Consider the following 23322-nt stretch of genomic DNA (forward strand, 5'->3'; position numbering starts at 1 on the left):
TATTAATCTTCCCTACAGTGTGATCAACCTTTGAGAAGTCATTCCATCAATATATTAGTCTACTCGACTTGCTGATTACCTTCTTAAATTTGCAAACATCACTCTAAATGCGACAGATAATGTTACCGTCATGTAACATATCTCATAAGTTTGAGTAAATAACATCGTTGTTAAAAATAAATAATAATTAGGGGCATTACAGATATGGATAAACCCGCTCAAGTCGGTTTATTACAACAGCCTAAACCATTCTTTATGATTTTCTTTGTAGAATTATGGGAACGTTTTGGTTACTACGGCGTACAAGGTATTCTTGCCGTTTATTTTGTTAGTAAACTTGGATTCTCTCAAGAACAGGCTTTTATTACTTTTGGTGCATTTTCTGCACTGGTTTATGGGCTTATTTCTATTGGTGGTTATGTTGGTGATCACTTATTAGGAACAAAACGAACTATTGTTTTAGGTGCTATTGTCTTGGCTATCGGTTATTTCATGACTGGTATGTCAATTATGTATCCTAATTTAATTTTCTATGCATTAGGAACTATCGCTGTAGGTAACGGTTTATTTAAAGCGAATCCTGCAAGCCTATTAGCAAAATGCTATCCACCTAAAGACCCTCGTCTTGATGGCGCATTTACGCTATTTTATATGTCGATAAATGTTGGTTCATTAATTTCTTTATCTATTGCGCCAGTACTTGCCGATCATTATGGATATGGACTGACTTATAATATTTGTGGTATTGGCTTAATTATCGCCTTATTGGTTTATTTCTTCTGTCGTAAGATGGTAGCAAATATTGGTTCTGAACCAGACCATTTACCAATGAATTACAACAAACTGCTATTAGTCATTGCTGGGTCTGTCGCAATGGTATTTGCTTGTGCATGGTTACTGCACAACGTAATGATTGCGAATATTGTTTTAGTCAGCTTGTCTATTATTGTTGTCTTCATTTATTTCCGTGAAGCATTTAAACAAAAAGACCGTGTTGCACGTAATAAAATGTATGTTGCTTTTGTTCTGATGTTAGAAGCTGTTATTTTCTACATTCTTTATGCACAAATGCCAACCTCACTAAACTTCTTTGCTATTCACAACGTTCATCATAATTTATTGGGTTTTGAGATCCACCCTGTAAGCTTCCAAGCTTTAAATCCATTCTGGATTATCATTGCTAGCCCAATCTTAGCCATCGTATATAGTCGTTTAGGCGCGAAAGGCAAAGACTTCTCAATGCCAGCGAAGTTTACCGCAGGAATGCTTCTGTGCTCGTTAGGATTCCTTACAGCTGCCGCATCGGGTATGTGGTTTGCAGATGCTCAAGGCTTAACATCACCTTGGTTTATCGTTCTGGTTTATTTATTCCAGAGTTTAGGTGAGCTAATGATCAGTGCATTAGGTTTGGCCATGGTTGCAGCTTTCGTACCGCAATATATGATGGGCTTTATTTTAGGTATGTGGTTCTTAACTCAAGCAACGGCCTATTTGTTAGGTGGTTATGTTGCAACCTTCACAGCAGCACCAGAAGGTATTACAGATCCACTACAGACTTTACCTATTTATACCGATGTGTTTGGTAAAATTGGTATAGTGACCTTAATTGTAGGTCTGGTTATGTGGGCAACAGTGCCCCTACTTACCCGGATGATGAAAGAAGAAAGCAAAGGCGTTAAAGTCACAGGCTAATCTTTCAGTTAATATATTACTTAATTTAAGCGTCTATTCATTAATAGACGCTTTTTTGTATCTGCTTTATCTCAATTTTAGATCTTCTTTCATGGGGATCGGATATCTCTAATAGAGACTATAAAGATATTGATTATCAACATAACTTCATACCTAATTTTGCAGATAAATATCATCATAACCAAATTGCCTGATAACTTTCTATCAGACATAAAAAACCCGCCAAGTAAGCGGGTTTGTTTCATTTTAAATGAATGAATTAATTACAGAACATCAATCGCATTCAATTCTTTAAATGCTTGCTCTAAGCGAACAACCATTGATGATTGTGCTTGGCGTAACCAGTTACGTGGGTCATAGTATTTCTTGTTAGGTTTATCAGCACCTTCAGGGTTACCTAACTGACCTTGCAGATAGCCTTCGTTCTTTTTGTAGAACTGTAAAATACCATCCCAAGTTGCCCACTGAGTATCAGTATCGATATTCATTTTGATAACACCATAGCCAACAGCTTCTTTGATTTCTTCAGCAGAAGAACCTGAACCGCCGTGGAAAACGAAATCTAGGCTATTGTGTGGCAGATTGAATTTCTCTGATACGTAGTCTTGTGAGTTACGCAGAATTTTTGGCGTTAATTGAACGTTACCTGGTTTATAAACACCGTGAACGTTACCGAAAGAAGCTGCGATAGTGAAACGAGGGCTTACCGCACTCAGTTTTTCATATGCGTAAGCAACATCTTCTGGCTGAGTATACAGAGCAGAACTGTCCATACCTGTATTATCAACACCGTCTTCTTCACCACCAGTACAGCCTAATTCGATCTCTAAAGTCATATCGATTTTAGCCATACGCGCTAAATATTTAGCACAGATTTCGATGTTTTCTTCTAATGACTCTTCTGATAAGTCAATCATGTGAGAAGAGAACAGTGGTTTACCTGTTTTAGCGTAGTGTTTTTCACCTGCATCTAACAGACCATCAATCCATGGTAATAATTTTTTCGCACAGTGGTCAGTGTGCAGAATAACAGGAACACCGTAGTATTCAGCCATTTGATGCACATGGTGAGCACCAGAAATTGCACCTAAAATAGCGGCTTGCTGTGGCACATCAGATTTAAGACCTTTACCTGCGATAAATGCAGCACCACCGTTAGAGAACTGTACAATAACAGGAGAACGAACTTTCGCAGCAGCTTCTAACACAGCATTGATTGAGTCAGTACCTACGCAGTTAACCGCAGGCAGAGCAAATTTGTTTTCTTTTGCTACTGCAAATACTTTTTGTACATCATCACCCGTGATGACGCCCGGTTTCACGAAATCAAAAACTTTAGACATGTAATAAGATCCTATATTTGGAACAGGTAGAAAATAACTTTCTACCTGTATGAGCTGACTTAATTACTGTTTAGCGCGTTCTTCTAACATTGCAACAGCAGGAAGTTTTTTGCCTTCAACGAATTCTAAGAAAGCACCACCACCGGTTGAAATGTAAGAGATTTTGTCTGCGATATCAAATAAATCAATAGCTGCCAGCGTATCACCACCACCTGCGATAGAGAATGCTTCGCTATCTGCGATCGCTTTAGCAATGATTTCTGTGCCTTTACGGAAGTTAGGGAATTCAAATACGCCTACTGGGCCATTCCACAGGATAGTTTTCGCATTTTTCAGGATTTCAGCTAAACGTTCAGCTGTCACATCACCGATATCTAGCACTTGTTCATCGTCTTTGATGTCACTTGCTGATTTTAAAACAGCTTCTGCTGTTTCTGAGAATTCAGTTGCAACACGAACATCACTTGGTACTGGAATATCGCATTTTTCCATCAGTTTTTTAGCGTCATCAACTAGGTCTGCTTCATATAAAGAACGGCCTACTGGGTGACCTTCTGCTGCGATAAAGGTATTTGCGATACCACCACCAACGATTAATTGGTCAGCGATTTTTGATAAAGAATCTAATACAGTCAGTTTAGTTGAAACTTTAGAACCACCAACAATTGCAACCATTGGGCGCGCTGGTTTATCTAATGCTTTACCTAATGCTTCAAGCTCTGCTGATAACAGTGGGCCAGCACAAGCAACTTGTGCAAATTTAGCAACACCATGAGTTGATGCTTGAGCACGGTGAGCAGTACCGAATGCATCCATTACGAATACATCACATAATGCAGCGTATTGTTTAGACAGTGTTTCGTCGTCTTTCTTTTCGCCTTTGTTAAAACGAACGTTTTCAAGAACAACTAATTCACCGGTATTAACTTCAACACCGTTTAAATAGTCTTTAGCAAGGCTAACTGGTGCGGTTAATTTGTCTTTCAGATAGTCAACAACTGGTTTTAAAGAGAACTCTTCGTTGTACTCACCTTCGGTAGGACGGCCTAAGTGAGAAGTTACCATCACTTTAGCGCCTTGTTTTAACGCGGCTTCAATTGTTGGTAAAGAAGCACGGATACGCGCATCTGAAGTTACTTTACCATCTTTTACTGGAACGTTCAGGTCAGCACGGATAAGAACTCGTTTACCCGCTAGGTCTAAATCGGTCATCTTAATTACAGACATGATGAATCCTCTCATTGATTCTCTAAAATTTAGTAATCTTCTGTTCAGTGTGTTGTATTTTACGCGACACCGTCATTAAAACATGATTATTTAAAACCAGTTGTAGCCATTGCTAACGTTGTATCAAGCATCCGATTAGCAAAGCCCCATTCATTATCACACCAGACTAACGTCTTGATCAGGTGTTGCCCACTGACTCTTGTTTGAGTGCCGTCAACAATAGCACTATGAGGGTCATGGTTAAAATCAGTTGAGACTAATGGCAATTCTGTGTAATCCACTATACCACGAAATGCGCCAGTTGCTGATTTTTGAATTAACCGATTGACATCTAACACATTTACAGCAGTTTTTACAGTGACACTTAAATCAATTGCCGTCACATTAATTGTAGGAACTCGTACAGAAATTGCCTCAAAATGATCTTTAAATTTTGGGAAAATCCGAGTAATTCCTGCGGCCAATTTCGTATCAACAGGAATGATAGATTGTCCTGCGGCACGAGTACGGCGTAAATCCTTATGATATGCATCAATCACGGGTTGATCGTTCATGGCTGCATGAATTGTTGTTACTGTTCCAGATTCTATATTAAATGCATCATCCATCATTTTAATGATAGGAATAATGCAATTTGTTGTACAAGATGCATTTGAAACAATGCGGTGTTCTTTTTTAAGTTCATGTTGATTAACACCAAAAACCACTGTTGCATCTAAATCTGTTGTACCTGGATGAGAAAAGAGCACTTTTTTTGCACCTTGTGCAATATGAGCTTCGCCATCAGTACGAGAGCCATAAGCACCACTACAATCAAGCACAACATCAATACCAAGCTCACCCCAAGGTAAATCAGTAATATCAGCATGATGAAAAAGACGAATGCTATCATCACCTACTTGCAATAAATCGTTATTAATTCGTACATCCCAAGCGAAACGTCCGTGACTGGAGTCATACTTGAGAAGATGCCCGATACCTTGTGCATCAGCCAATTCATTTATTGCAACAACCGTTATTTCAGCCCGTTTACCTGATTCATAAAGCGCTCTTAACACATTACGCCCTATACGACCAAAACCGTTAATAGCGACTCTGATTGTCATGTGACTTCCTTGATAACTAGTGATTTGCAACCGCTTAGAATAATAGAGCAAGATACTAATCAACAACGATAAATCAAGTAAATCTAGAAATTGTGCAGTCACCGACATTTTAGCATTAACTGAAACGGTTCAGCTTGTTGATAATCAGATTACGAGAAATGAGAGAAGATCGCAATAGTAAACAAAGATGGAAGGATAAAAAAAGAGCACATCTGAGAAATTCTTCCCAAAAATGTGCTCTTGTTAACACTTATTGATTATTTAAGTAAAGATTTTGCCTGTGTGACCACATTTTCAACAGTAAAACCAAACTCTTCAAATAATTCGTTTGCAGGTGCAGATTCACCGAAGCTACGCATACCTACAATCGCACCATCTAAACCAACATACTTGAACCAGTAGTCAGCAATACCAGCTTCGATAGCAACACGTGCTTTCACTGATGTTGGTAATACTGCTTCACGATAATCTGCATCTTGTTTATCAAATGCATCTGTTGCTGGCATAGAAACAACACGTACTTTACGGCCTTCGGCAGTCAGTTGATCATAAGCGCTAACCGCTAGTTCAACTTCAGAACCTGTAGCAATAAAGATTAATTCAGGCGTACCAGCGCAATCTTTCAGGATGTAACCACCCTTCTCGATATTTGCTAGTTGCTCTGGAGTACGTGGTTGTTGTGCAAGATTTTGACGAGAGAAAATCAGTGCTGTTGGACCATCTTTACGATCAATTGCATATTTCCATGCAACAGCTGATTCAACTTGGTCACATGGACGCCATGTGCTCACGTTTGGAGTTACACGCAGGCTTGCCATTTGCTCAACTGGTTGGTGAGTTGGGCCATCTTCACCCAGACCGATAGAGTCATGAGTATAAACAAAGATACTGCGGATCTTCATCAGTGCAGCCATACGCACTGCATTACGCGCATATTCCATAAACATCAAGAAGGTTGCACCGTAAGGAACGAAACCGCCGTGTAATGCAATACCATTCATAATTGCAGACATACCGAATTCACGTACACCATAATGGATGTAGTTACCCGCTTTGTCTTCATTCAGCGCTTTAGAACCAGACCACATAGTCAGGTTACTTGGTGCTAAGTCCGCAGAACCCCCCATGAATTCTGGTAATACTTTACCGAATGCTTCTAATGCATTTTGAGATGCTTTACGGCTTGCAATACTTGAAGGGTTTTGTTGCAGATTTTCAATAAATGCTTTGGAATCTTTTTCCCAGTTTGCTGGTAATTCACCAGAAACACGACGTTTGTATTCGGCCGCTAATTCAGGGAACTGTGCTGCGTATGCAGCAAATTTAGCATCCCATGCAGCTTCTTTTGCTTTACCCGCTTCTTTCGCATCCCACTCTTTATAGATTTCTTGTGGAATTTCGAATGCGCCGTATTCCCAACCTAACGCTTTACGTGTTTCAGCGATTTCAGCATCACCTAATGGAGAACCGTGAGAATCAGCAGTACCTGCTTTATGAGGAGAACCAAAACCGATAGTGGTTTTACAAATCAACAGTGAAGGTTTGTCTGTGATTTGTTTTGCTGCTTCAACAGCTGCTTTGATGCTTGCTGCATCGTGACCATCGATGCCACTGATGACATGCCAGCCATAAGCGTCGAAACGTTCTGCTGTGTTATCAGTAAACCAACCATGCACTTGACCATCAATAGAGATGCCATTGTCATCATAAAATGCAATCAGTTTACCTAATTGTAATGTTCCCGCTAAAGAACACACTTCATGAGAGATACCTTCCATCATACAACCATCACCCATAAAGGCGTAGGTGTAGTGGTCAACGATGTCATGACCAGGACGGTTAAATTGAGCCGCTAATGTACGTTCTGCAATAGCAAAACCCACTGCGTTTGCAATACCTTGACCTAAAGGACCCGTTGTTGTTTCAACACCCGCGGTATAACCATATTCTGGATGACCTGGTGTTTTAGAATGCAATTGACGGAAGTTTTTCAGATCATCTAAAGAAACTTCATAACCAGACAGGTGCAGTAAGCTATAAATCAGCATTGAAGCATGGCCGTTAGATAATACGAAACGGTCACGATCAGCCCAGTTAGGGTTAGTCGGGTTATGATTTAAAAAATCACGCCATAATACTTCTGCAATATCAGCCATACCCATAGGGGCGCCAGGGTGTCCTGATTTAGCTTTTTGCACAGCATCCATACTTAAAAAACGGATCGCATTAGCAAGGGTTTTACGAGTGGTCATTTTCTACTCCAAGTCGGATAAAAAGCATCTAGATAGCTGATTCTCTCAATGCGGGCAAAAAACCGCAATATAAAAAATCCACAAAGGTGGCTATCGTAATTAGCATAAAGCAATAATTCTTTGATTTGCACGGCATTTTTTACGATCAAAGCGGAAAATAACATTACACCACCGCATTGTTGCGCAACAAAAAGCAAAAAAGACAATGATTTGCGCAATTGAGAAGCGTGCTATTAAACCTTAGCTTGATATGACTAATCAAGATAAAATTTCATTACCTAATTATCCATCAAATCAAATAAATACCGTATTTGTTTTAATTATAGCCTAATAACTGACTGAACTTGTTACAAGGACGTAGAATTATAAGAGCTTAAAAAAGATAAAAAGCAGATAATTCACTGATTCAGTAATAAAAATATTATTTACATCATATATAACTAAAAGGAAAAATCAGCGTAGCGTAAATGTTACTTTTTAATATCAATAGCAAAGAATAAATTTAATTCTATTTGTCCCTGTGAGTGAAAACTCTTTTTAAGCAACTGACGATTAAATCACCACTAATTTCTTTTTATAAAAACCTATCGGAAAATGACCTTGGTAGTAAATCTGAATGATCTTTTCCCAGCTGTCACCATAATTGAAGTATTTTTCAGTAAGATACTGCCTAAATGCGTAACATATCGCATTTCTTGCTGCAATTTTGAAGTTATGTGCATCGTATTGAAATTGACTATCTGGTACAGGGAAAGCTTTTAGACTCTCTATCACAGCTTTACTGACGACTAATCGCATCTCGACCAAATCTTTGGGATATTCTTGTTTTATATAGAAAGGATCATCTTGCGTGGGAGAAGTTGGCAACCATTCAACATTTAAAGACGATTCAAAACAAGCTTGGATACTTTGAAAATAGATAATCTTTTTATCATCGAAGCTTCCCTTTCCCATATTAGAAAAGAAAGGTGTAATGCTGATTTTTTGTTGGATTTCGTTAAAAAAGCTCATTGCTAATAGACTCAATTATTTCTACGTTAATTCTGTCTGATTTCAACATAACATACTGATTTTCAATATGTGAATATTGATAAAATAGATCATCTTCAAAAACTAAATTAGTGACAATAAACTTATTATCAAGCAATTTACCATTTAATTGATAAGCAAAAGAATTTCCAATTTGAGTCAACGACATAACGTGATCATTTGATGGTTTAATCTCAATATCATCAAAAAACATTAATACTAACTCAACTAAATAGACCTCCCCTATCACAAATACATTGGGCTCATTAATAAAACAACAAATTTCATATTCACCAAAAGAGAGTGTAACTTCTTCTTCCACATAAGGATTGAGGGCAACAACTCTAGCAAAATATTTCATTCTTATTCTGGCCCATCCCATTTTAGTTGGTCTTTTAAATGCTCAGGTACAATCTCAAATAAGCGCTTAATATTTTTCTTATGCACATTATAATTATCACAAATTCTTTCACTAGCATTATCTAAGTAATACTTGGCCTGTACATTAAGAAAGTGGATATCGTTATTAGTCATCTCTTCCGTAGGTAAAGTACCAACAACATTATGTAGTAATTCAGCTTCAAAACCACAGGATTTGTTTTTTCCTTTACGGATAAAACTGTGTGTTTGAACATTTCGAATATGGGATAATGACCACCATAACATTTCAGAGTAAATTTCTATTTTTTTCATTTTAATGCGTAATATCCTTTATAGTAATTGGATCCTTGCCAGAATAAATTTTAATTTAACTATTATTATCTTCCACTAACGCTAAAAAATGATCTTGAAGATCGCCTTGGATTTCTTCATTATCATAAATAAGCTGAAAATCTTCATCGATATTATTAACAAAATGAGTACCGTCTAGCATTCCGAATATTGTTGATGCGGTATCTGTCATCACGATTTTCATCATATCAATCACTGATTGCTTTTCTTTTTCTGATAAATTAACAAAAATCTTATTCACTTGAGAAAAAGTACCTTCATGATAACTCTCTGGATCTTGTCTATTTAATCTTTCACTATACTGTTTTAGGTTATCTTCAAATAACTCTTTGTATATTTCATTAATAATAAATTTATCTTTTCTCATGATTAACACACTAGTTAAAACAAATCATAACTTAATAAAAGTAATATAGCCTACTATTATTTTATCTTGAAACTTATGACAGTTTTATTTTAATTCTAAAATAAAGAAATCTTCTAATATAGAAACCATTTCTTCCGCTAGAGATGGATAATATCCAGAAGGTATCGTACTATCAATAGCCATAAATGATAAATTACTATCAACCCAGGTTATTTTTCTTTCTGGAATTTCAGCTATATCAATAAATAAATCTCTAACTGCATCAAGATTACTCCCCATATAACCATAAGGACCTAATAAGGAATATCCCAATTCACAAAAGAAAGAATAGTAATCTTGAATATATTTCCCCTCAATCACTAACTCATCTTTTAAAATTTTCCTAGGAAATCCATTTTTAACATAACTTGCTGAGATATATATTTTTTTTAATTCACCACTCATTTCCAACCAAATTCTTTCTTTATTATCCTCATGGAATTCAAGTAATGAAACCACACCAGAAACATACATCCCTGAAGTAAAATAAGAATCTAAAATTAAGTTATTTCCATAATAATGATATTTAATTAAATTAAAAGAAAATTCTAATCGACCATCATAATTTTGAGAAACCACATAATAACTCTTACCTTTTTCAAGATGTAAAACTTTATCTTTCAATCCAATAAAAATAAATGATTGTGTTTTATTTGTATTTTTGTAGTCATAACATTCGACTAAATTTTCAAATGAAAAAATTAAATTATTTTCATAGTCTAATACTTGATATGGTCCAATCATACTATTTCCTTATAATACTTATTGAAGATTCACTATTTCAATATCGAATTGAATTTATTTATACCACAATATCAACTGCAACATAAAGTTAGATAAGATTTATTTATAATAAATTAGGCTTGATAAAGAATAAATTCTACTAAAAATTCAGCATGAGAATAATATAATAACACTTAACTTAAATTTCCTCGATGAAAGTATCATAATTATTATCCAATTGTATTAAAACCAACGCCCCATAGGTGAATTTTCTCTCAGATTTTTATCAATCAATTCTGGTGTAATGATTTTTTGTTCAATAACAGGAGGCATGATTTCATCTAGAATTTCGCAATCAATATGGCAACCAGTATTATGAAATATAAGGTTTAGAGCCTCATCAATTAATACGTGTTCACCATGTTCTTTCATTTCAAGGATAAACTGAACAATGGCTTGTTTTATTTCTTTATTTTTACTGTATTCGGCTTGCTCAGTTTCAAATTCTTGATAATAAAAGTGGTCGAGCGTTTTAGATAGCATACTTAAACGTAAATAAAATTCCGTGTTCATAAATTAATCCTAAATATCCCTAAGACTATGATTTGATACCGCACAGGCTGTCTTTCACCAATAGCAAATAAGCCAAGCAACTGCATATTTTCTTTTTTTGATTTTTGAATATCATACATTACCGATAATCCATCATAGTTATAGTGCATTCCTAAATTTAAAGTCAGTCCTTTAACCTTATTTATTACCTGCTGTTTTACATCTTTATCTAGGCTGTTTAAGTCTCTTAATTGCGTTACGCTAACTAACATATCTTCATCATAATAAGGGCATTGAATAAGATGATTTAACTGATAAAAATCATCTTCAAAACCATCATAAACTAGCTCTTTTTTCTTTATATTTTTCATCTTATTCAGGTTTTAATTGATACCAAAATGAAGTTGTTTTAGATGAGGTTAGCTCAATAATTCTATCTGGCGAAATATCCGTTAAAAACAGAGTGGCAACTGCGCAAAAAAAAGCAAAAAAATTCACTGCAATATGTTCGAAACTATCCATAGATGACTCACTCGTCATTACAAAAATATTCCCTGTTTGAGTATTTAATAAGAGGGTATAAGGATCTGACAGTGCAATAACAATGACGTTTTCAGGTCGTTCATCACCAATCCACCATTGAGTAAACTGATTGGGGCTATTTAGCATAAAAAGCCTTTCAAGATAATCTTCACCACAGCCAAAACTGATATTAAATAATGAGAAATTATCTAAATTATAGAGAGAGATAAAAGAGGCAAAATCATCAGGAAGGGAGAGTGTTAGCATCTGTTCTAGTAAATCTAAACCAGTAAGAGGTGTTGTCCTTTTAAAAAGAATGAAATCATTAAAATCTTCGCCTAAAGGAGAAAATTTATCTTCTAGCGCTTTTGTGATTTCATCAAACGTTAATAGCATGATTAGTCCAGACTAAATTAATTTTTAAACCAGTTAATCACCATTATATTCGCCAATATAATGTAAATTATTATAGGTTTGATTATCGCTCTTTTTGATAACAAGCTCAGGATCTTGATACCAAAATATAGCATTCGCACTTTTAATTCCTAGTTCTTCACATTTAGCTTTAATGAACGATATTTCACTTTCATCAACAGCAGCATCTACCAAAACCTCGTCAAGCGTAACATCGTTATCAAAGCGATGAATAACACCAATAAAATCTTCGTCGTACCACACTACTCCCAGATCTTTGCAAAATCCACATACTCTATAATTAGGAGAGTCAATTCCGTCTTCCTCAGAGTAATCTAATTCAAAATAGTACATATATTCTTCTTCAGAAGAAAAATTACTGCCAATCCATAAATGTACTCTATTTTCCATATTGATTACCCTGCGAAATGCCATTGAGCATAGCATTAATATCATTAATAAATTCTAAGATAGTGATATCAAATATTGAAAGCAAGAAATAGTGACTTAGAAAAATAAGAGAAGAGAAAATTGTTGAGGCAGTAAAACGCAAAAACCCCAGCATAAATGCTGGGGTTTGGAATGTTGGCGGAACGGACGGGACTCGAACCCGCGACCCCCTGCGTGACAGGCAGGTATTCTAACCAACTGAACTACCGCTCCGCGTATCCTTTCGGACGAGGTGAATATTACGAATCTCTTGCCTTGTCGTCAACTGTTTTTCTAACAAAAAGATGCATTTGGATAGTTTTTAATCTCAGCTAACTATTTCTGCTTTTTTTATATTCAAACGGCCTCATCATTTGATGCCGGACGCCACAAACAATGCCCGCCTTTTTTCTCAACTAAATCTAATCGAGACTCGTGTTCAGCAAGTTCTTCTGCGGTTGCTCTTATTACTCTTAATCCTGAAACAGGGCGTTCGATACGTTGGATATCATTTTGCTCTTGTTCGTTACTTGATTCGCCATCCATTGAAAATGCTAATGCTGTTTGCCCACCAGTCATTGCCAAGTAGACATCAGAAAGTATTTCAGCATCCAATAACGCGCCGTGAAGAGTACGTTTAGAGTTATCTATTAAGTATCTATCACATAAGGCATCAAGATTATTTCGCTTACCGGGAAATAATGCCCTCGCCATTGCAAGGCTATCGGTAATTTGGCAGAACGTTTCGGTAAGTGGAATATCACGATTAAGCTTTCTAAACTCATAGTCCATAAAGCCGATATCGAACGAGGCGTTATGAATGATCAGCTCTGCACCACGAATATATTCTAAAAACTCGTCAGCAATATCAGCAAAAGAAGGACAATCTTCTAAAAACTCATCACTAATACCGTGAACTTCAAACGCTTCAGGATCAACTAATCTTTCGGGCTTAATATACACATGGAAATTTCGCCCTGTTAATCGACGATTGATAACCTCTACGGCACCAATTTCAATGATATTATGACCTTCATAATGAACGCCCAGCTTATTCATACCGGTAGTTTCGGTATCAAGTACAATTTGTCGTGTGATTGGAGTGCTCATAATCCGTTTTTATGTCAGACTTAGGGTTAGTTTTTCGTATTAATCAAAAAGGATAAGTCGCCTTTATGCACAAGCAGGTAGAAATATTCACCGATGGTTCATGCTTAGGCAACCCTGGTCCCGGTGGTTATGGCGCTATTTTACGCTATCAACAACATGAAAAAACCCTAAGTGAAGGTTTTTTTATGACCACCAATAACCGAATGGAACTTCTTGCCGCTATCGTAGCATTAGAAACATTAAAATTCCCTTGTAAAATTACACTGACAACAGATAGCCAATATGTCAGACAAGGTATTACACAGTGGATCCATAGCTGGAAAAAGCGCCAGTGGCGTAAAGCAGACAAAAGTCCTGTACTTAATGTCGATTTATGGAAACGCTTAGATAGTGCTATTACTCGTCATGAAATTGAATGGCATTGGGTAAAAGGCCATGCTGGTCATGATGAAAATGAACGTTGTGATGAATTAGCGAAAGCAGCCGCGCAAGCACCAACTCAAGAAGACACAGGTTATATCGAAAGCCAAAAAGATAAAACCATAGATTAGTAAGCATTATGGCTCTGGATGATTACGTGTAGCCCCTAAAACTCGACCTTTTACACTCATGCGTGGCAATGCAAATTTCAAGGCTGTGGGTGTTAAAGGAAGTGTTCTTTTACGTGCAATGATTAAATTTAAACAGCCACCGATGTGATAGCGGCTACCATCACGTTTTATTGGTCTCGAAAATGGCATAATCTGGAAATTCTGTTGTGTCATCACTTCATAATTTAACACACTAAGCCAATCTATTTGGCGACGAAGTGAAAACATACGACTGGAGTAAGGCTGTTTTTGTCGTAATATCGGCGTGCATTTCCCAAGCCCTAATAAACTAATGGGGTTAAAGCTCGTTAATACAATCCAGCCATCATCAATTAAAACGCGATCTACTTCTCGTAATAGCCAATGGGGGTCTGCACTATAATCCAGTACATGCGCCATAAGGCAAACATCAATCGATTTATTTTCAAAGGGTAAATAATCTAAAGAGGCAATAACATCTGCATTTATTTTATTAGATGTCACATTGACTTGATGTGAAACGATACTTAATTTGGTATCCAGTTCGGCACTGAGTTGACCGAGTTTTAATAAATGAAAGCCATAAATTTTCGGCCACCAATTTTGTAAACGTAGTTCGATAGCCATGCGATAATATTCCCCCCAAGGAATATCGCGCCAAGAATCTGGCATCATAATTGGTTTTGCTGAACGAGCTGCTTTCATCGTTTAACCCTTTATAATTTATAAGTAAGGTAACTTATATGGAGCTTATCAGAATTCCTGCTTTATCCGATAACTACATTTGGCTATTAAGTAATGAAAATAGTGAATGTGTGATTGTTGATCCTTCACAAGCCAAACCTGTTATTGAAATGCTCACACAACGCTCACTAACACCTATCGCGATTTTATTAACTCATCATCATGATGATCATGTTGGTGGTGTTGCTGAACTTGTAAAAAAATATCCTAATATTGACGTTTTCGGCCCACAAGAAACACAAAGTAAAGGAGCTGAAAATATTATTCATAATCAAGAGCACATTATTGTTGGCTCATTTACTTTTAATGTAATTGGCACGCCAGGCCATACATTGGGTCATGTTGCTTATTATTGCGAACCTTATCTGTTTTGTGGCGATACACTTTTTTCTGGTGGTTGTGGTCGTTTATTCGAAGGTACTGCACAACAAATGTTCAGTTCATTACAAAGATTAAGTTCATTACCTGATAACACATTAATTTGTTGTGCTCATGAATACACCCTATCGAATATGACCTTTGCACACCATATCATGCCAGAAAATGCGCTTATTACCGATTATTTAGCCCAAGTTAGTGAAATGCGTAAGAAATTACAACCTACAGTGCCAATAACGCTGAAAAATGAAAAGAACATTAATCTTTTTTTGAAATCTGACGATATTGATTTACAAAGGATTTTAGGTATAACCACTAACACTTATGCTCCAATTAAGACATTTACAAAATTAAGGGAATTAAAAGATAACTTTTAATACCTATTAGTTGTTTTATTTTGGCACACTAAGTATCATTTGGTTCAAAAAACACACAGGATGAATTTTTCTATTATGAAGACAAAAGCGATTTTGTTCTCCATATTGCTATTGGCAGGCTGCCAGCAATCTGAGAACATTAAACCTAATTTGTCTGCGATAACGCCAACATCAACAAAAGGGACTTCAACTTCTCACCAACCTCAATATGATGTCAAAACCAATTTATGGGGTTATGTGATAAGTGAATTAAAAATGGATCTCCCTGAAAATGAAAGGATCTCGCAGCAAGAATTATATTTTTTAAATAATCCCAAACATATACAAAGCGTTGCTTCTCGCGCTGAACCTTATATGTATTCGATTATTGATGAAATTGAAAAACGTGAATTACCGATGGAGCTAGCTTTAGTTCCTGTGGTTGAAAGTGCGTTTAATCCCCATGTTACCTCTTCTGCAAATGCAGCTGGCTTATGGCAATTTGTTCCAATAACTGGTAATTACTATGGTTTAGCACAAAACCAATGGTATGACGGTCGTCGTGATGTTATGGCGTCAACCAAAGCCGCACTTGATTTACTTGAACGCCTGTATGTAATGTTTGATAGTGATTGGGCACTTGCCCTTGCTGCTTATAACGCTGGTGAAGGCCGTGTTATGCAAGCAATAAAGGCAAATGAAAGTAAAAATCTACCAACAGACTATTGGTCACTCTCTTTACCTAAAGAAACAATGAATTATGTCCCTAAAATTCTTGCTTTAAGTAAAGTTATTCGTGAAAACGAAGAAAATATTACTTTTCCAAAAAGTAACTATCGCGATAAAGCGTTAGCTTCCATTGATGTTGGTGAACAGATCACATTAAATAAAGTTGCTGAATTAAGTCAGCTACCTATTAATACTGTGAAAGATTATAACCCAGGCTATAAACGTGGAATAACCGCACCTAATGGCCCTCATGTCATTATGTTGCCTCGCAATAAGCTTGATCAATTCCGTAACGCTTTTGAAGATGAAGCGGTATTAGAGACTATTCGCTTAGCAGTTGCCAAAACAAATCAGTCAATTAAGCAAGAGGGTGTTTATAAAGTTCGCTCTGGGGATTCATTTTACGCTATTGCTCGTCGCTACAATATGAGCATAAAAGACTTACAACGTATTAATGGATTAAATGCAAAAAGCACCCTATTAGTAGGACAAACATTAAAAATTCATAATGCGGGTAGTACCAGTAATACCACGGTAACAAAACCGGCAAAACCGTCTCCGAGTTATTACAAAGTTCGACAGGGAGATTCTTATTACAGCATCGCTCGTCGTCACGGTATTAACCTTAAATTATTAATGAGTTGGAACTCAGACATTAAAATGTTAAAGCCGGGTACACAACTTACACTTTATACAAAATAATTAACTTATTTTCTATTTTAAATAGCCATCAATGTTATGACATTTTTAGTCTTAATATTGATGGTTTTTTATAGCTCCTAAAAGCCATATCACCTCTCCTTTTTCTAGAGCAATCCCTATGATAACTAAGATGACAACCCAAATAACAGATAAGAAACAGGCAATAAAAAAGCGCCTGATATAACTATCAAGCGCTCTATTTTTATCTCATCAAGGCTAATTTAGCATATTGACTTACAACCAGAAGAACCAAGCAAACAGAGAGATAACTAAGATACACACTAAGTTTAGCACACCACCTACTCGTACCATCTCTGTCTGTTTAATATAACCAGAGCCAAAGACAATCGCATTTGGTGGGGTTGCAACAGGTAACATGAACGCACAAGATGCGCCGATACCGATAATCATAGTTAACGCCATTACTGGCATACCTAATGCTTGTGCTACAGTTGCAAAGATTGGCACTAATAACGCCGCACTCGCAGTATTACTGGTAAATTCAGTTAATACGATGATAAAGGTTGTTACTGCAAGGATAATCACGAACCAGTGGCTTGCACCGAAGGTTTCTTTCATGAAATCTGCCATCACAAGGCTTGCACCAGAAGACTGTAAAATAGCGCTCAGTGTTAAACCACCACCGAACAGCATTAATACGCCCCACTCTGTGTTCTCTTGAATTTGGCTCCAACTTGCTACACCTGTTACACCTATAACAATTGCTGCGCTGACCGCAATCACAGTATCAAGATCTTTTACGCCACCAAAAGCACTACTGATGAAAGAGCTGAAGATCCAGCATACGACAGTAACTAAGAAGATGATCATGGTAATAACACGTTTGTTATTCCACTCCAATACTTCTAATTTCAGGTCAAACTTATGTTTTAAGTTAGGACGTAACATCAGATACATAACGATAAACATGATAGGTAATAATACCAACATGATTGGAATACCGTACTTCATCCACGTAATGAAATCTAAGTTTAATTGAGCAGCAGCAATCGCATTTGGCGGACTACCCACTAACGTACCTAAACCACCGATACTCGCACTATAAGCAACACCTAATAATACGAATACGAAAGTATTACGTTCTGAACGAATATCTAAGTTAGATAAAATACCTAATACTAAAGGCAACATCATCGCAGCTGTAGCTGTGTTACTGATCCACATAGAAAGCAATGCAGTAACACCAAATAACAGCAATACAGCGATTGAAAGCTTACCTTTTGCAATCATCAACAAACGGTTAGCAATTAAGCGGTCTAACCCTTGAATATGAAGCGCCGTTGCTAAAGCAAATCCACCAAAGAATAAGAAAATAATAGGATTCGCAAATGATTTTAATGACTCATTGGTATTCAATAGCCCTAAGACGACAGCTAAGATAGGAATAAATAATGCAGTGATCGTAACGTGAATAGCTTCGGTTAGCCATAACACACCCACAAACACCATTAATGCTAGACCTGCATTGGCCTTCGGATCATAAGGTAAAAATTCTAGCAAAAGTAATAATAAAACTACATCGATTGCCAGAATGATCAACCCTCGTTTATTTATCGGGCTCGACTTCGCCGATGGGGCTAAATTGGACGCGTCCATGATAATACTCCACATTAGCTGATATGAACATTGGGTTCACTAAGCCATAATTGTTAACGAAATAGGTTATATGTGAAATATAAAAACATTTCTCGTCATTGAAAATGCGCAAAACTAATAATTGGGATCTCATCCACGAGAATTAACCAATTTATTAATAAAAGAGTAATAATTGAACACTATTTCCTCTTACACATCACACTTTTTTAAAGATGTTAAGAATAAATATTCTGTTTTTTCTGAAAAAAAATCAAAAAAAAGGGGAGAACTTAAGGTTCTCCCCTTTCAGATTAATAAGATTTTTTAATCAAACAAGCAAGATTATGCTTGGCCTTTAACTTCTTTCAGACCATTGAAAGGCGCTTTGTTACCTAATGCTTCTTCGATGCGGATCAGTTGGTTATATTTAGCAACACGGTCAGAACGGCTCATAGAACCCGTTTTGATTTGGCCTGCTGCTGTACCAACTGCTAAGTCAGCGATAGTTGCATCTTCAGTTTCACCAGAACGGTGAGAGATCACAGCGGTGTAGCCTGCATCTTTCGCCATTTTGATTGCAGCTAAAGTTTCTGTCAGTGAACCAATTTGGTTGAATTTGATCAGAATTGAGTTAGCGATGCCTTTGTCGATACCTTCTTTCAGGATCTTAGTGTTAGTTACAAACAGGTCGTCACCAACCAGTTGGATTTTGTCACCAAGAACTTTAGTTTGGTATGCGAAACCGTCCCAGTCAGATTCGTTTAAACCATCTTCGATAGAAACGATTGGGTACTGTTTAGTCAGTTCTTCTAAGTAATGAGTGAACTCTTGTGAAGTGAAGGTTTTACCTTCGCCTTTCAGTTCGTAGTTACCAGTTTCATTGTTATAGAACTCAGAAGCTGCACAGTCCATAGCCAGAGTAACGTCTTTACCTAAAACGTAACCTGCTTTCTCAACTGCTTCTTTGATAGCAGCTAATGCAGCAGCGTTAGATTCTAAGTTTGGTGCATAACCACCTTCGTCACCAACTGCAGTGTTCATACCTTTTGCTTTCAGCACTTTTGCTAAGTGATGGAAGATTTCTGAACCCATACGTACAGCTTCTTTCAGTGAAGGTGCGCCAACAGGTTGGATCATGAATTCTTGGATATCAACGTTATTATCTGCGTGTTCACCACCATTGATGATGTTCATCATTGGCAGAGGCATAGAATATTGACCGTGAGTACCATTCAGATCAGAAATGTGCTCGTACAAAGGCATACCTTTTGCAGCAGCTGCTGCTTTTGCGTTTGCTAAAGAAACCGCTAGGATTGCGTTTGCACCAAAGTTTGATTTGTTTTCAGTACCGTCTAAATCGATCATGATTTTATCGATGTTAGCTTGGTCTTTTGCATCTTGGCCAAGGATAGCTTTAGCGATTGGACCATTAACAGCTGAAACCGCTTTCAGAACACCTTTACCTAAGAAACGTGATTTATCACCATCACGTAATTCTAATGCTTCACGAGAACCTGTTGATGCGCCTGATGGAGCAGCCGCCATACCAACAAAACCACCTTCTAAATGAACTTCAGCTTCAACAGTTGGGTTGCCACGAGAATCAATAATTTCACGACCAAGTACTTTAACGATTTTGGACATTCGGTTTTCCTCTGTACAAGTTAAATTTCCGAGAAGAGATACCCTATCTCTTCTCATATATCCTATTTCAGCAAACCTTTTTGGTTATCAAAGGCTGCTTTCACAAAGCCTGCAAATAACGGATGGCCGTCACGCGGCGTTGAGGTAAACTCTGGGTGGAACTGACAAGCCACAAACCAAGGATGGTTTGGATTTTCAATAATTTCCACCAGCTTGTTATCTACTGAACGACCTGCAATACGTAAACCCGCATCTTCGATACGTTTTAAAAGTAGATTATTTACTTCATAACGGTGACGATGGCGTTCTGTAATGGTGTTTTTTCCATACAGTGTACGTACTAAGCTATCACCACTTAAATGGCAAGGCTGAGCACCGAGGCGCATCGTGCCACCTAAATCACTATCATCTGAGCGTACTTCAATGTTGCCGTCTTCATCGCGCCATTCGGTAATTAATGCGATAACTGGATATTTACAATCTGGTGCAAATTCAGTGGAGTTTGCACCTTCCATACCAACAACATTACGTGCAAATTCAATCATAGCAACCTGCATACCTAAGCAAATGCCTAAGTAAGGGATTTTATTTTCACGCGCATATTGAGCAGCCATAATCTTGCCCTCAATACCACGTTCACCAAAACCGCCCGGTACTAAAATTGCATCTAACCCTTTAAGCATTTCTACGCCACGGGTTTCAACATCTTGTGAATCAATTAGTTTGATATTTACAGTAACACGGCTTTTGAAACCACCATGTTTTAATGCTTCAATCACTGATTTATAGGCATCTGGTAATTCAACATATTTACCAACCATACCAATGGTGACTTCGCCTTCAGGATTAGCTTCTTCGTAAATAACTTGTTCCCACTCTGCAAGATTTGCAACTGGGCAATCCAAGCTGAATCGTTTACAGATATAATCATCTAATCCCTGTGATTTCAATAGTGCAGGGATTTTATAAATGGAATCGACGTCTTTTAATGAAATAACCGCTTTCTCTGGCACATTACAAAACAGTGCAATTTTGGCACGTTCGTTTGCAGGAATAACGCGGTCTGAACGACAAATCAACGCATCAGGTTGAATACCGATTGACAGTAGTTCTTTTACAGAATGCTGTGTTGGTTTAGTTTTCACTTCACCTGAAGCAGCTAAATAAGGCACTAATGTTAAATGCAGATAGAAGGTATGCTCACGACCCACTTCTGCTGCCATTTGGCGAATCGCTTCTAAGAATGGTAAAGATTCGATATCACCAACTGTCCCGCCGATTTCAACTAAAACGACATCATGGCCTTCACCGCCACGGATGATGCGTTCTTTGATTTCATTAGTGATATGAGGAATAACTTGAATTGTAGCCCCAAGATAGTCACCACGACGCTCTTTGCGTAACACTTCAGAGTATACGCGACCTGTCGTAAAGTTATTACGACGGGTCATTTTCGTGCGAATGAAGCGCTCATAGTGTCCTAAGTCGAGATCAGTTTCAGCACCATCGTCAGTGACGAAGACTTCCCCGTGCTGAATTGGGCTCATAGTACCTGGATCGACGTTGATATACGGATCCAACTTCATCATGGTGACATTGAGTCCACGGGCTTCGAGTATAGCCGCCAGAGAGGCTGCGGCAATGCCTTTACCCAGAGAGGATACGACCCCGCCGGTCACAAAAATATAATTCGTTTTCATGCTGAACCTGAAAGTTTAGGTGTATTAGGATGATGGATATAACTGGACGGGAACACAGTATACCCGAACCTTATTTTCGCTACAAACATTCTTAGTAGTATAAAGTTCTTTTTCATCACGCCACTTATCCGTTTAAACACGAAAAAACAGTAAAAATTCAATAAACTAAACCCGTGAAAATATTTCTCAAGCATTTTAGCTTAATCCTTTCAGCTAAGATACCACTTTTAGAAAAGAGATGCTTTATTTTTTTCACGACATTAAGTGTAGCAGGTTTATAGCGAGATCTTTTGCTTATGATCATGCTTTTAATTTTTTTGAGGTTAATCACATTTTTAATGCAATAGAATGTAACTGCAATATTTAAAATTACCTAAAAACAAAAAAACGAAATTACCTTTTATAATTTCTATCTTTAAGAGTTTTTATAAAAATAGCTGAAAAAACGAGATGTTACAGGCTATTTTTATCGCATTTTATGTCACGCTGGCGTTAATTTGCGTGTCACAATTCACTCAATCTGTTGTTTCTTTGCTTTCTGCCAACAGATCTCCATCTCTTCCAATGAAGCATTTTCTATGCCTACACCTTTTTCTGAGAGCGTTTTTTCAACAAAACGAAAACGTTGTTCAAATTTTCGGCAAGCACGATTTAAGGCTTGTTCTGGTTTTTGTTTTAAGTGCCGAGATAAATTTACAACTGAAAATAGTAAATCCCCCAATTCATCTTCGATTTTAGACGCATCTTGGGGCGTTTTTTTCACTTCAGCCATCACTTCATCGATTTCCTCAAACACTTTACCTAAAACAGGTTCAAGTTCATTCCAATCAAACCCAACAGAAGCACATCGCTTTTGAATTTTTTCTGCTTTCATTAAAGCAGGTAATGTAGTGGGAATATCATCTAATAATGAAAATTGTGCTTTTGCCTCACGCTCTTGCGCTTTAAGTTTTTCCCAGCGATGTTTTTCTGTTGATAAATTGTTTTCGCTTTCAGAGGCAAAAATATGAGGATGACGACGTTCTAACTTATTACTAATGGCGTCACAAACATCATTAAAATCAAATAACTTTTGCTCTTGCGCCATACGTGAATAAAAAACAACTTGATAAAGTAAGTCGCCTAACTCTTCTTTTAAATCAGCAAAATCTTTACGAGTAATAGCATCTAACACCTCATACGTTTCTTCTAAGGTATAAGGTGCGATAGTGTCAAAAGTCTGCACTTTATCCCATTCGCATCCCGTATCAGGATCACGTAACTGCGCCATAATTTCTAATAAACGAAAGATTTCACGATTTTCTGACATCATATTGCCTTTTAAATAAGAGTGAGCTTTATCCTGTTTAACACATTTTTAGATAAAA

23 protein-coding genes and 1 tRNA gene are annotated in these 23322 nt (G+C 37.1%); 4 read left to right on the forward strand and 20 right to left on the reverse strand.

Annotated features, from left to right (window positions below):
- Window positions 1-204 precede the first annotated feature (204 nt).
- The gene (gene dtpB / locus GWI68_RS10260) at window positions 205-1692 is read left to right on the forward strand and encodes a dipeptide/tripeptide permease DtpB (RefSeq protein WP_166540210.1); all 1488 of its coding nucleotides are present in this window, start codon (window positions 205-207) and stop codon (window positions 1690-1692) included.
- Between the two features lie 263 nt (window positions 1693-1955).
- On the opposite strand, the gene fbaA is transcribed toward dtpB, so the two are convergent.
- The 15 genes from fbaA to dnaQ all read right to left on the reverse strand — a co-directional run bounded on the left by fbaA (window position 1956) and on the right by dnaQ (window position 13537).
- Complete coding sequence (gene fbaA / locus GWI68_RS10265; RefSeq protein ID WP_072070716.1) at window positions 1956-3035, reverse strand: class II fructose-bisphosphate aldolase; 1080 nt, start codon at window positions 3033-3035, stop codon at window positions 1956-1958.
- A gap of 63 nt (window positions 3036-3098) precedes the next feature.
- Window positions 3099-4262: a phosphoglycerate kinase gene (pgk, locus tag GWI68_RS10270; RefSeq protein ID WP_166540211.1), complete on the reverse strand. Its 1164-nt coding sequence runs from the start codon at window positions 4260-4262 to the stop codon at window positions 3099-3101.
- A gap of 86 nt (window positions 4263-4348) precedes the next feature.
- Window positions 4349-5368 (reverse strand): erythrose-4-phosphate dehydrogenase, encoded by a 1020-nt coding sequence (epd, locus tag GWI68_RS10275; RefSeq protein WP_166540212.1) that lies wholly within the window; start codon window positions 5366-5368, stop codon window positions 4349-4351.
- 257 nt (window positions 5369-5625) lie between these two features.
- Entirely contained in the window at window positions 5626-7620 is a 1995-nt protein-coding gene (gene tkt / locus GWI68_RS10280) for a transketolase (RefSeq protein WP_166540213.1), read from the reverse strand.
- 552 nt (window positions 7621-8172) lie between these two features.
- Entirely contained in the window at window positions 8173-8631 is a 459-nt protein-coding gene (locus GWI68_RS10285; protein ID WP_166540214.1) for a hypothetical protein, read from the reverse strand.
- A complete protein-coding gene (locus tag GWI68_RS10290; protein WP_088493575.1) occupies window positions 8618-9010 on the reverse strand; it encodes a hypothetical protein in 393 nt (130 codons plus the stop codon). Before GWI68_RS10290 ends, GWI68_RS10285 begins: the two co-directional genes overlap by 14 nt.
- A 2-nt stretch (window positions 9011-9012) precedes the next feature.
- The gene (locus GWI68_RS10295) at window positions 9013-9342 is read right to left on the reverse strand and encodes a hypothetical protein (RefSeq protein ID WP_109407884.1); all 330 of its coding nucleotides are present in this window, start codon (window positions 9340-9342) and stop codon (window positions 9013-9015) included.
- A gap of 55 nt (window positions 9343-9397) precedes the next feature.
- Window positions 9398-9748, reverse strand: a complete 351-nt coding sequence (locus GWI68_RS10300; protein ID WP_109407885.1) for a hypothetical protein — start codon at window positions 9746-9748, stop codon at window positions 9398-9400.
- 84 nt (window positions 9749-9832) lie between these two features.
- On the reverse strand, window positions 9833-10531 hold the full coding sequence (locus tag GWI68_RS10305; RefSeq protein WP_166540215.1) for a hypothetical protein: 699 nt from the start codon (window positions 10529-10531) through the stop codon (window positions 9833-9835).
- A 222-nt stretch (window positions 10532-10753) separates the two neighbouring features.
- Window positions 10754-11083, reverse strand: coding sequence for a hypothetical protein (locus GWI68_RS10310; protein ID WP_109407886.1), 330 nt, complete (start codon window positions 11081-11083; stop codon window positions 10754-10756).
- Window positions 11080-11433, reverse strand: coding sequence for a hypothetical protein (locus tag GWI68_RS10315; RefSeq protein WP_166540216.1), 354 nt, complete (start codon window positions 11431-11433; stop codon window positions 11080-11082). The genes GWI68_RS10310 and GWI68_RS10315 overlap by 4 nt, the downstream gene beginning before the upstream one ends.
- Before the next feature lies 1 nt (window position 11434).
- Window positions 11435-11980: a nuclease gene (locus GWI68_RS10320; RefSeq protein ID WP_166540217.1), complete on the reverse strand. Its 546-nt coding sequence runs from the start codon at window positions 11978-11980 to the stop codon at window positions 11435-11437.
- A 33-nt stretch (window positions 11981-12013) separates the two neighbouring features.
- On the reverse strand, window positions 12014-12409 hold the full coding sequence (locus GWI68_RS10325; protein WP_166540218.1) for an immunity 22 family protein: 396 nt from the start codon (window positions 12407-12409) through the stop codon (window positions 12014-12016).
- A 175-nt stretch (window positions 12410-12584) separates the two neighbouring features.
- Window positions 12585-12661, reverse strand: a tRNA-Asp gene (locus GWI68_RS10330).
- 123 nt (window positions 12662-12784) lie between these two features.
- Window positions 12785-13537 carry a DNA polymerase III subunit epsilon gene (gene dnaQ / locus GWI68_RS10335; RefSeq protein WP_166540219.1) on the reverse strand — a complete coding sequence of 251 codons (753 nt, stop codon included), beginning with the start codon at window positions 13535-13537 and terminating at the stop codon, window positions 12785-12787.
- Between the two features lie 65 nt (window positions 13538-13602).
- Here dnaQ and rnhA point away from each other — a divergent pair, with 65 nt between their 5' ends.
- A complete protein-coding gene (gene rnhA, locus GWI68_RS10340) occupies window positions 13603-14088 on the forward strand; it encodes a ribonuclease HI (RefSeq protein WP_109407891.1) in 486 nt (161 codons plus the stop codon).
- 6 nt (window positions 14089-14094) lie between these two features.
- Here rnhA and GWI68_RS10345 read toward each other — a convergent pair whose 3' ends face one another.
- Window positions 14095-14811 (reverse strand): methyltransferase domain-containing protein, encoded by a 717-nt coding sequence (locus tag GWI68_RS10345; protein WP_109407892.1) that lies wholly within the window; start codon window positions 14809-14811, stop codon window positions 14095-14097.
- Window positions 14812-14849: 38 nt separating this feature from the next.
- Here GWI68_RS10345 and gloB point away from each other — a divergent pair, with 38 nt between their 5' ends.
- Window positions 14850-15605 carry a hydroxyacylglutathione hydrolase gene (gene gloB / locus GWI68_RS10350; protein WP_166540220.1) on the forward strand — a complete coding sequence of 252 codons (756 nt, stop codon included), beginning with the start codon at window positions 14850-14852 and terminating at the stop codon, window positions 15603-15605.
- 75 nt (window positions 15606-15680) lie between these two features.
- Window positions 15681-17015: a murein transglycosylase D gene (gene mltD, locus GWI68_RS10355; RefSeq protein ID WP_109407894.1), complete on the forward strand. Its 1335-nt coding sequence runs from the start codon at window positions 15681-15683 to the stop codon at window positions 17013-17015.
- Between the two features lie 234 nt (window positions 17016-17249).
- Here mltD and GWI68_RS10360 read toward each other — a convergent pair whose 3' ends face one another.
- The 4 genes from GWI68_RS10360 to mazG form a co-directional block, all read right to left on the reverse strand.
- On the reverse strand, window positions 17250-18632 hold the full coding sequence (locus GWI68_RS10360) for a DASS family sodium-coupled anion symporter (protein WP_166540221.1): 1383 nt from the start codon (window positions 18630-18632) through the stop codon (window positions 17250-17252).
- Window positions 18633-18953: 321 nt separating this feature from the next.
- On the reverse strand, window positions 18954-20255 hold the full coding sequence (eno, locus tag GWI68_RS10365) for a phosphopyruvate hydratase (RefSeq protein WP_072070732.1): 1302 nt from the start codon (window positions 20253-20255) through the stop codon (window positions 18954-18956).
- A gap of 62 nt (window positions 20256-20317) precedes the next feature.
- Entirely contained in the window at window positions 20318-21955 is a 1638-nt protein-coding gene (gene pyrG, locus GWI68_RS10370; protein ID WP_166540222.1) for a CTP synthase (glutamine hydrolyzing), read from the reverse strand.
- Window positions 21956-22466: 511 nt separating this feature from the next.
- Window positions 22467-23264 carry a nucleoside triphosphate pyrophosphohydrolase gene (gene mazG, locus GWI68_RS10380; RefSeq protein WP_166540223.1) on the reverse strand — a complete coding sequence of 266 codons (798 nt, stop codon included), beginning with the start codon at window positions 23262-23264 and terminating at the stop codon, window positions 22467-22469.
- Window positions 23265-23322 lie beyond the last annotated feature (58 nt).

This window comes from Proteus sp. G2669, assembly GCF_009915245.1.
In the GTDB taxonomy this organism is placed as follows: Bacteria; Pseudomonadota; Gammaproteobacteria; order Enterobacterales; family Enterobacteriaceae; genus Proteus.

Bases quoted from the DNA above. Each gene is read 5' to 3' on its own strand.
- dtpB (WP_166540210.1), top strand. From the start codon at position 205: ATGGATAAACCCGCTCAAGTCGGTTTATTACAACAGCCTAAACCATTC.
- fbaA (WP_072070716.1), bottom strand. From the start codon at position 3,035: ATGTCTAAAGTTTTTGATTTCGTGAAACCGGGCGTCATCACGGGTGAT.
- pgk (WP_166540211.1), bottom strand. From the start codon at position 4,262: ATGTCTGTAATTAAGATGACCGATTTAGACCTAGCGGGTAAACGAGTT.
- epd (WP_166540212.1), bottom strand. From the start codon at position 5,368: ATGACAATCAGAGTCGCTATTAACGGTTTTGGTCGTATAGGGCGTAAT.
- tkt (WP_166540213.1), bottom strand. From the start codon at position 7,620: ATGACCACTCGTAAAACCCTTGCTAATGCGATCCGTTTTTTAAGTATG.
- GWI68_RS10285 (WP_166540214.1), bottom strand. From the start codon at position 8,631: ATGAGCTTTTTTAACGAAATCCAACAAAAAATCAGCATTACACCTTTC.
- GWI68_RS10290 (WP_088493575.1), bottom strand. From the start codon at position 9,010: ATGAAATATTTTGCTAGAGTTGTTGCCCTCAATCCTTATGTGGAAGAA.
- GWI68_RS10295 (WP_109407884.1), bottom strand. From the start codon at position 9,342: ATGAAAAAAATAGAAATTTACTCTGAAATGTTATGGTGGTCATTATCC.
- GWI68_RS10300 (WP_109407885.1), bottom strand. From the start codon at position 9,748: ATGAGAAAAGATAAATTTATTATTAATGAAATATACAAAGAGTTATTT.
- GWI68_RS10305 (WP_166540215.1), bottom strand. From the start codon at position 10,531: ATGATTGGACCATATCAAGTATTAGACTATGAAAATAATTTAATTTTT.
- GWI68_RS10310 (WP_109407886.1), bottom strand. From the start codon at position 11,083: ATGAACACGGAATTTTATTTACGTTTAAGTATGCTATCTAAAACGCTC.
- GWI68_RS10315 (WP_166540216.1), bottom strand. From the start codon at position 11,433: ATGAAAAATATAAAGAAAAAAGAGCTAGTTTATGATGGTTTTGAAGAT.
- GWI68_RS10320 (WP_166540217.1), bottom strand. From the start codon at position 11,980: ATGCTATTAACGTTTGATGAAATCACAAAAGCGCTAGAAGATAAATTT.
- GWI68_RS10325 (WP_166540218.1), bottom strand. From the start codon at position 12,409: ATGGAAAATAGAGTACATTTATGGATTGGCAGTAATTTTTCTTCTGAA.
- dnaQ (WP_166540219.1), bottom strand. From the start codon at position 13,537: ATGAGCACTCCAATCACACGACAAATTGTACTTGATACCGAAACTACC.
- rnhA (WP_109407891.1), top strand. From the start codon at position 13,603: ATGCACAAGCAGGTAGAAATATTCACCGATGGTTCATGCTTAGGCAAC.
- GWI68_RS10345 (WP_109407892.1), bottom strand. From the start codon at position 14,811: ATGAAAGCAGCTCGTTCAGCAAAACCAATTATGATGCCAGATTCTTGG.
- gloB (WP_166540220.1), top strand. From the start codon at position 14,850: ATGGAGCTTATCAGAATTCCTGCTTTATCCGATAACTACATTTGGCTA.
- mltD (WP_109407894.1), top strand. From the start codon at position 15,681: ATGAAGACAAAAGCGATTTTGTTCTCCATATTGCTATTGGCAGGCTGC.
- GWI68_RS10360 (WP_166540221.1), bottom strand. From the start codon at position 18,632: ATGGACGCGTCCAATTTAGCCCCATCGGCGAAGTCGAGCCCGATAAAT.
- eno (WP_072070732.1), bottom strand. From the start codon at position 20,255: ATGTCCAAAATCGTTAAAGTACTTGGTCGTGAAATTATTGATTCTCGT.
- pyrG (WP_166540222.1), bottom strand. From the start codon at position 21,955: ATGAAAACGAATTATATTTTTGTGACCGGCGGGGTCGTATCCTCTCTG.
- mazG (WP_166540223.1), bottom strand. From the start codon at position 23,264: ATGTCAGAAAATCGTGAAATCTTTCGTTTATTAGAAATTATGGCGCAG.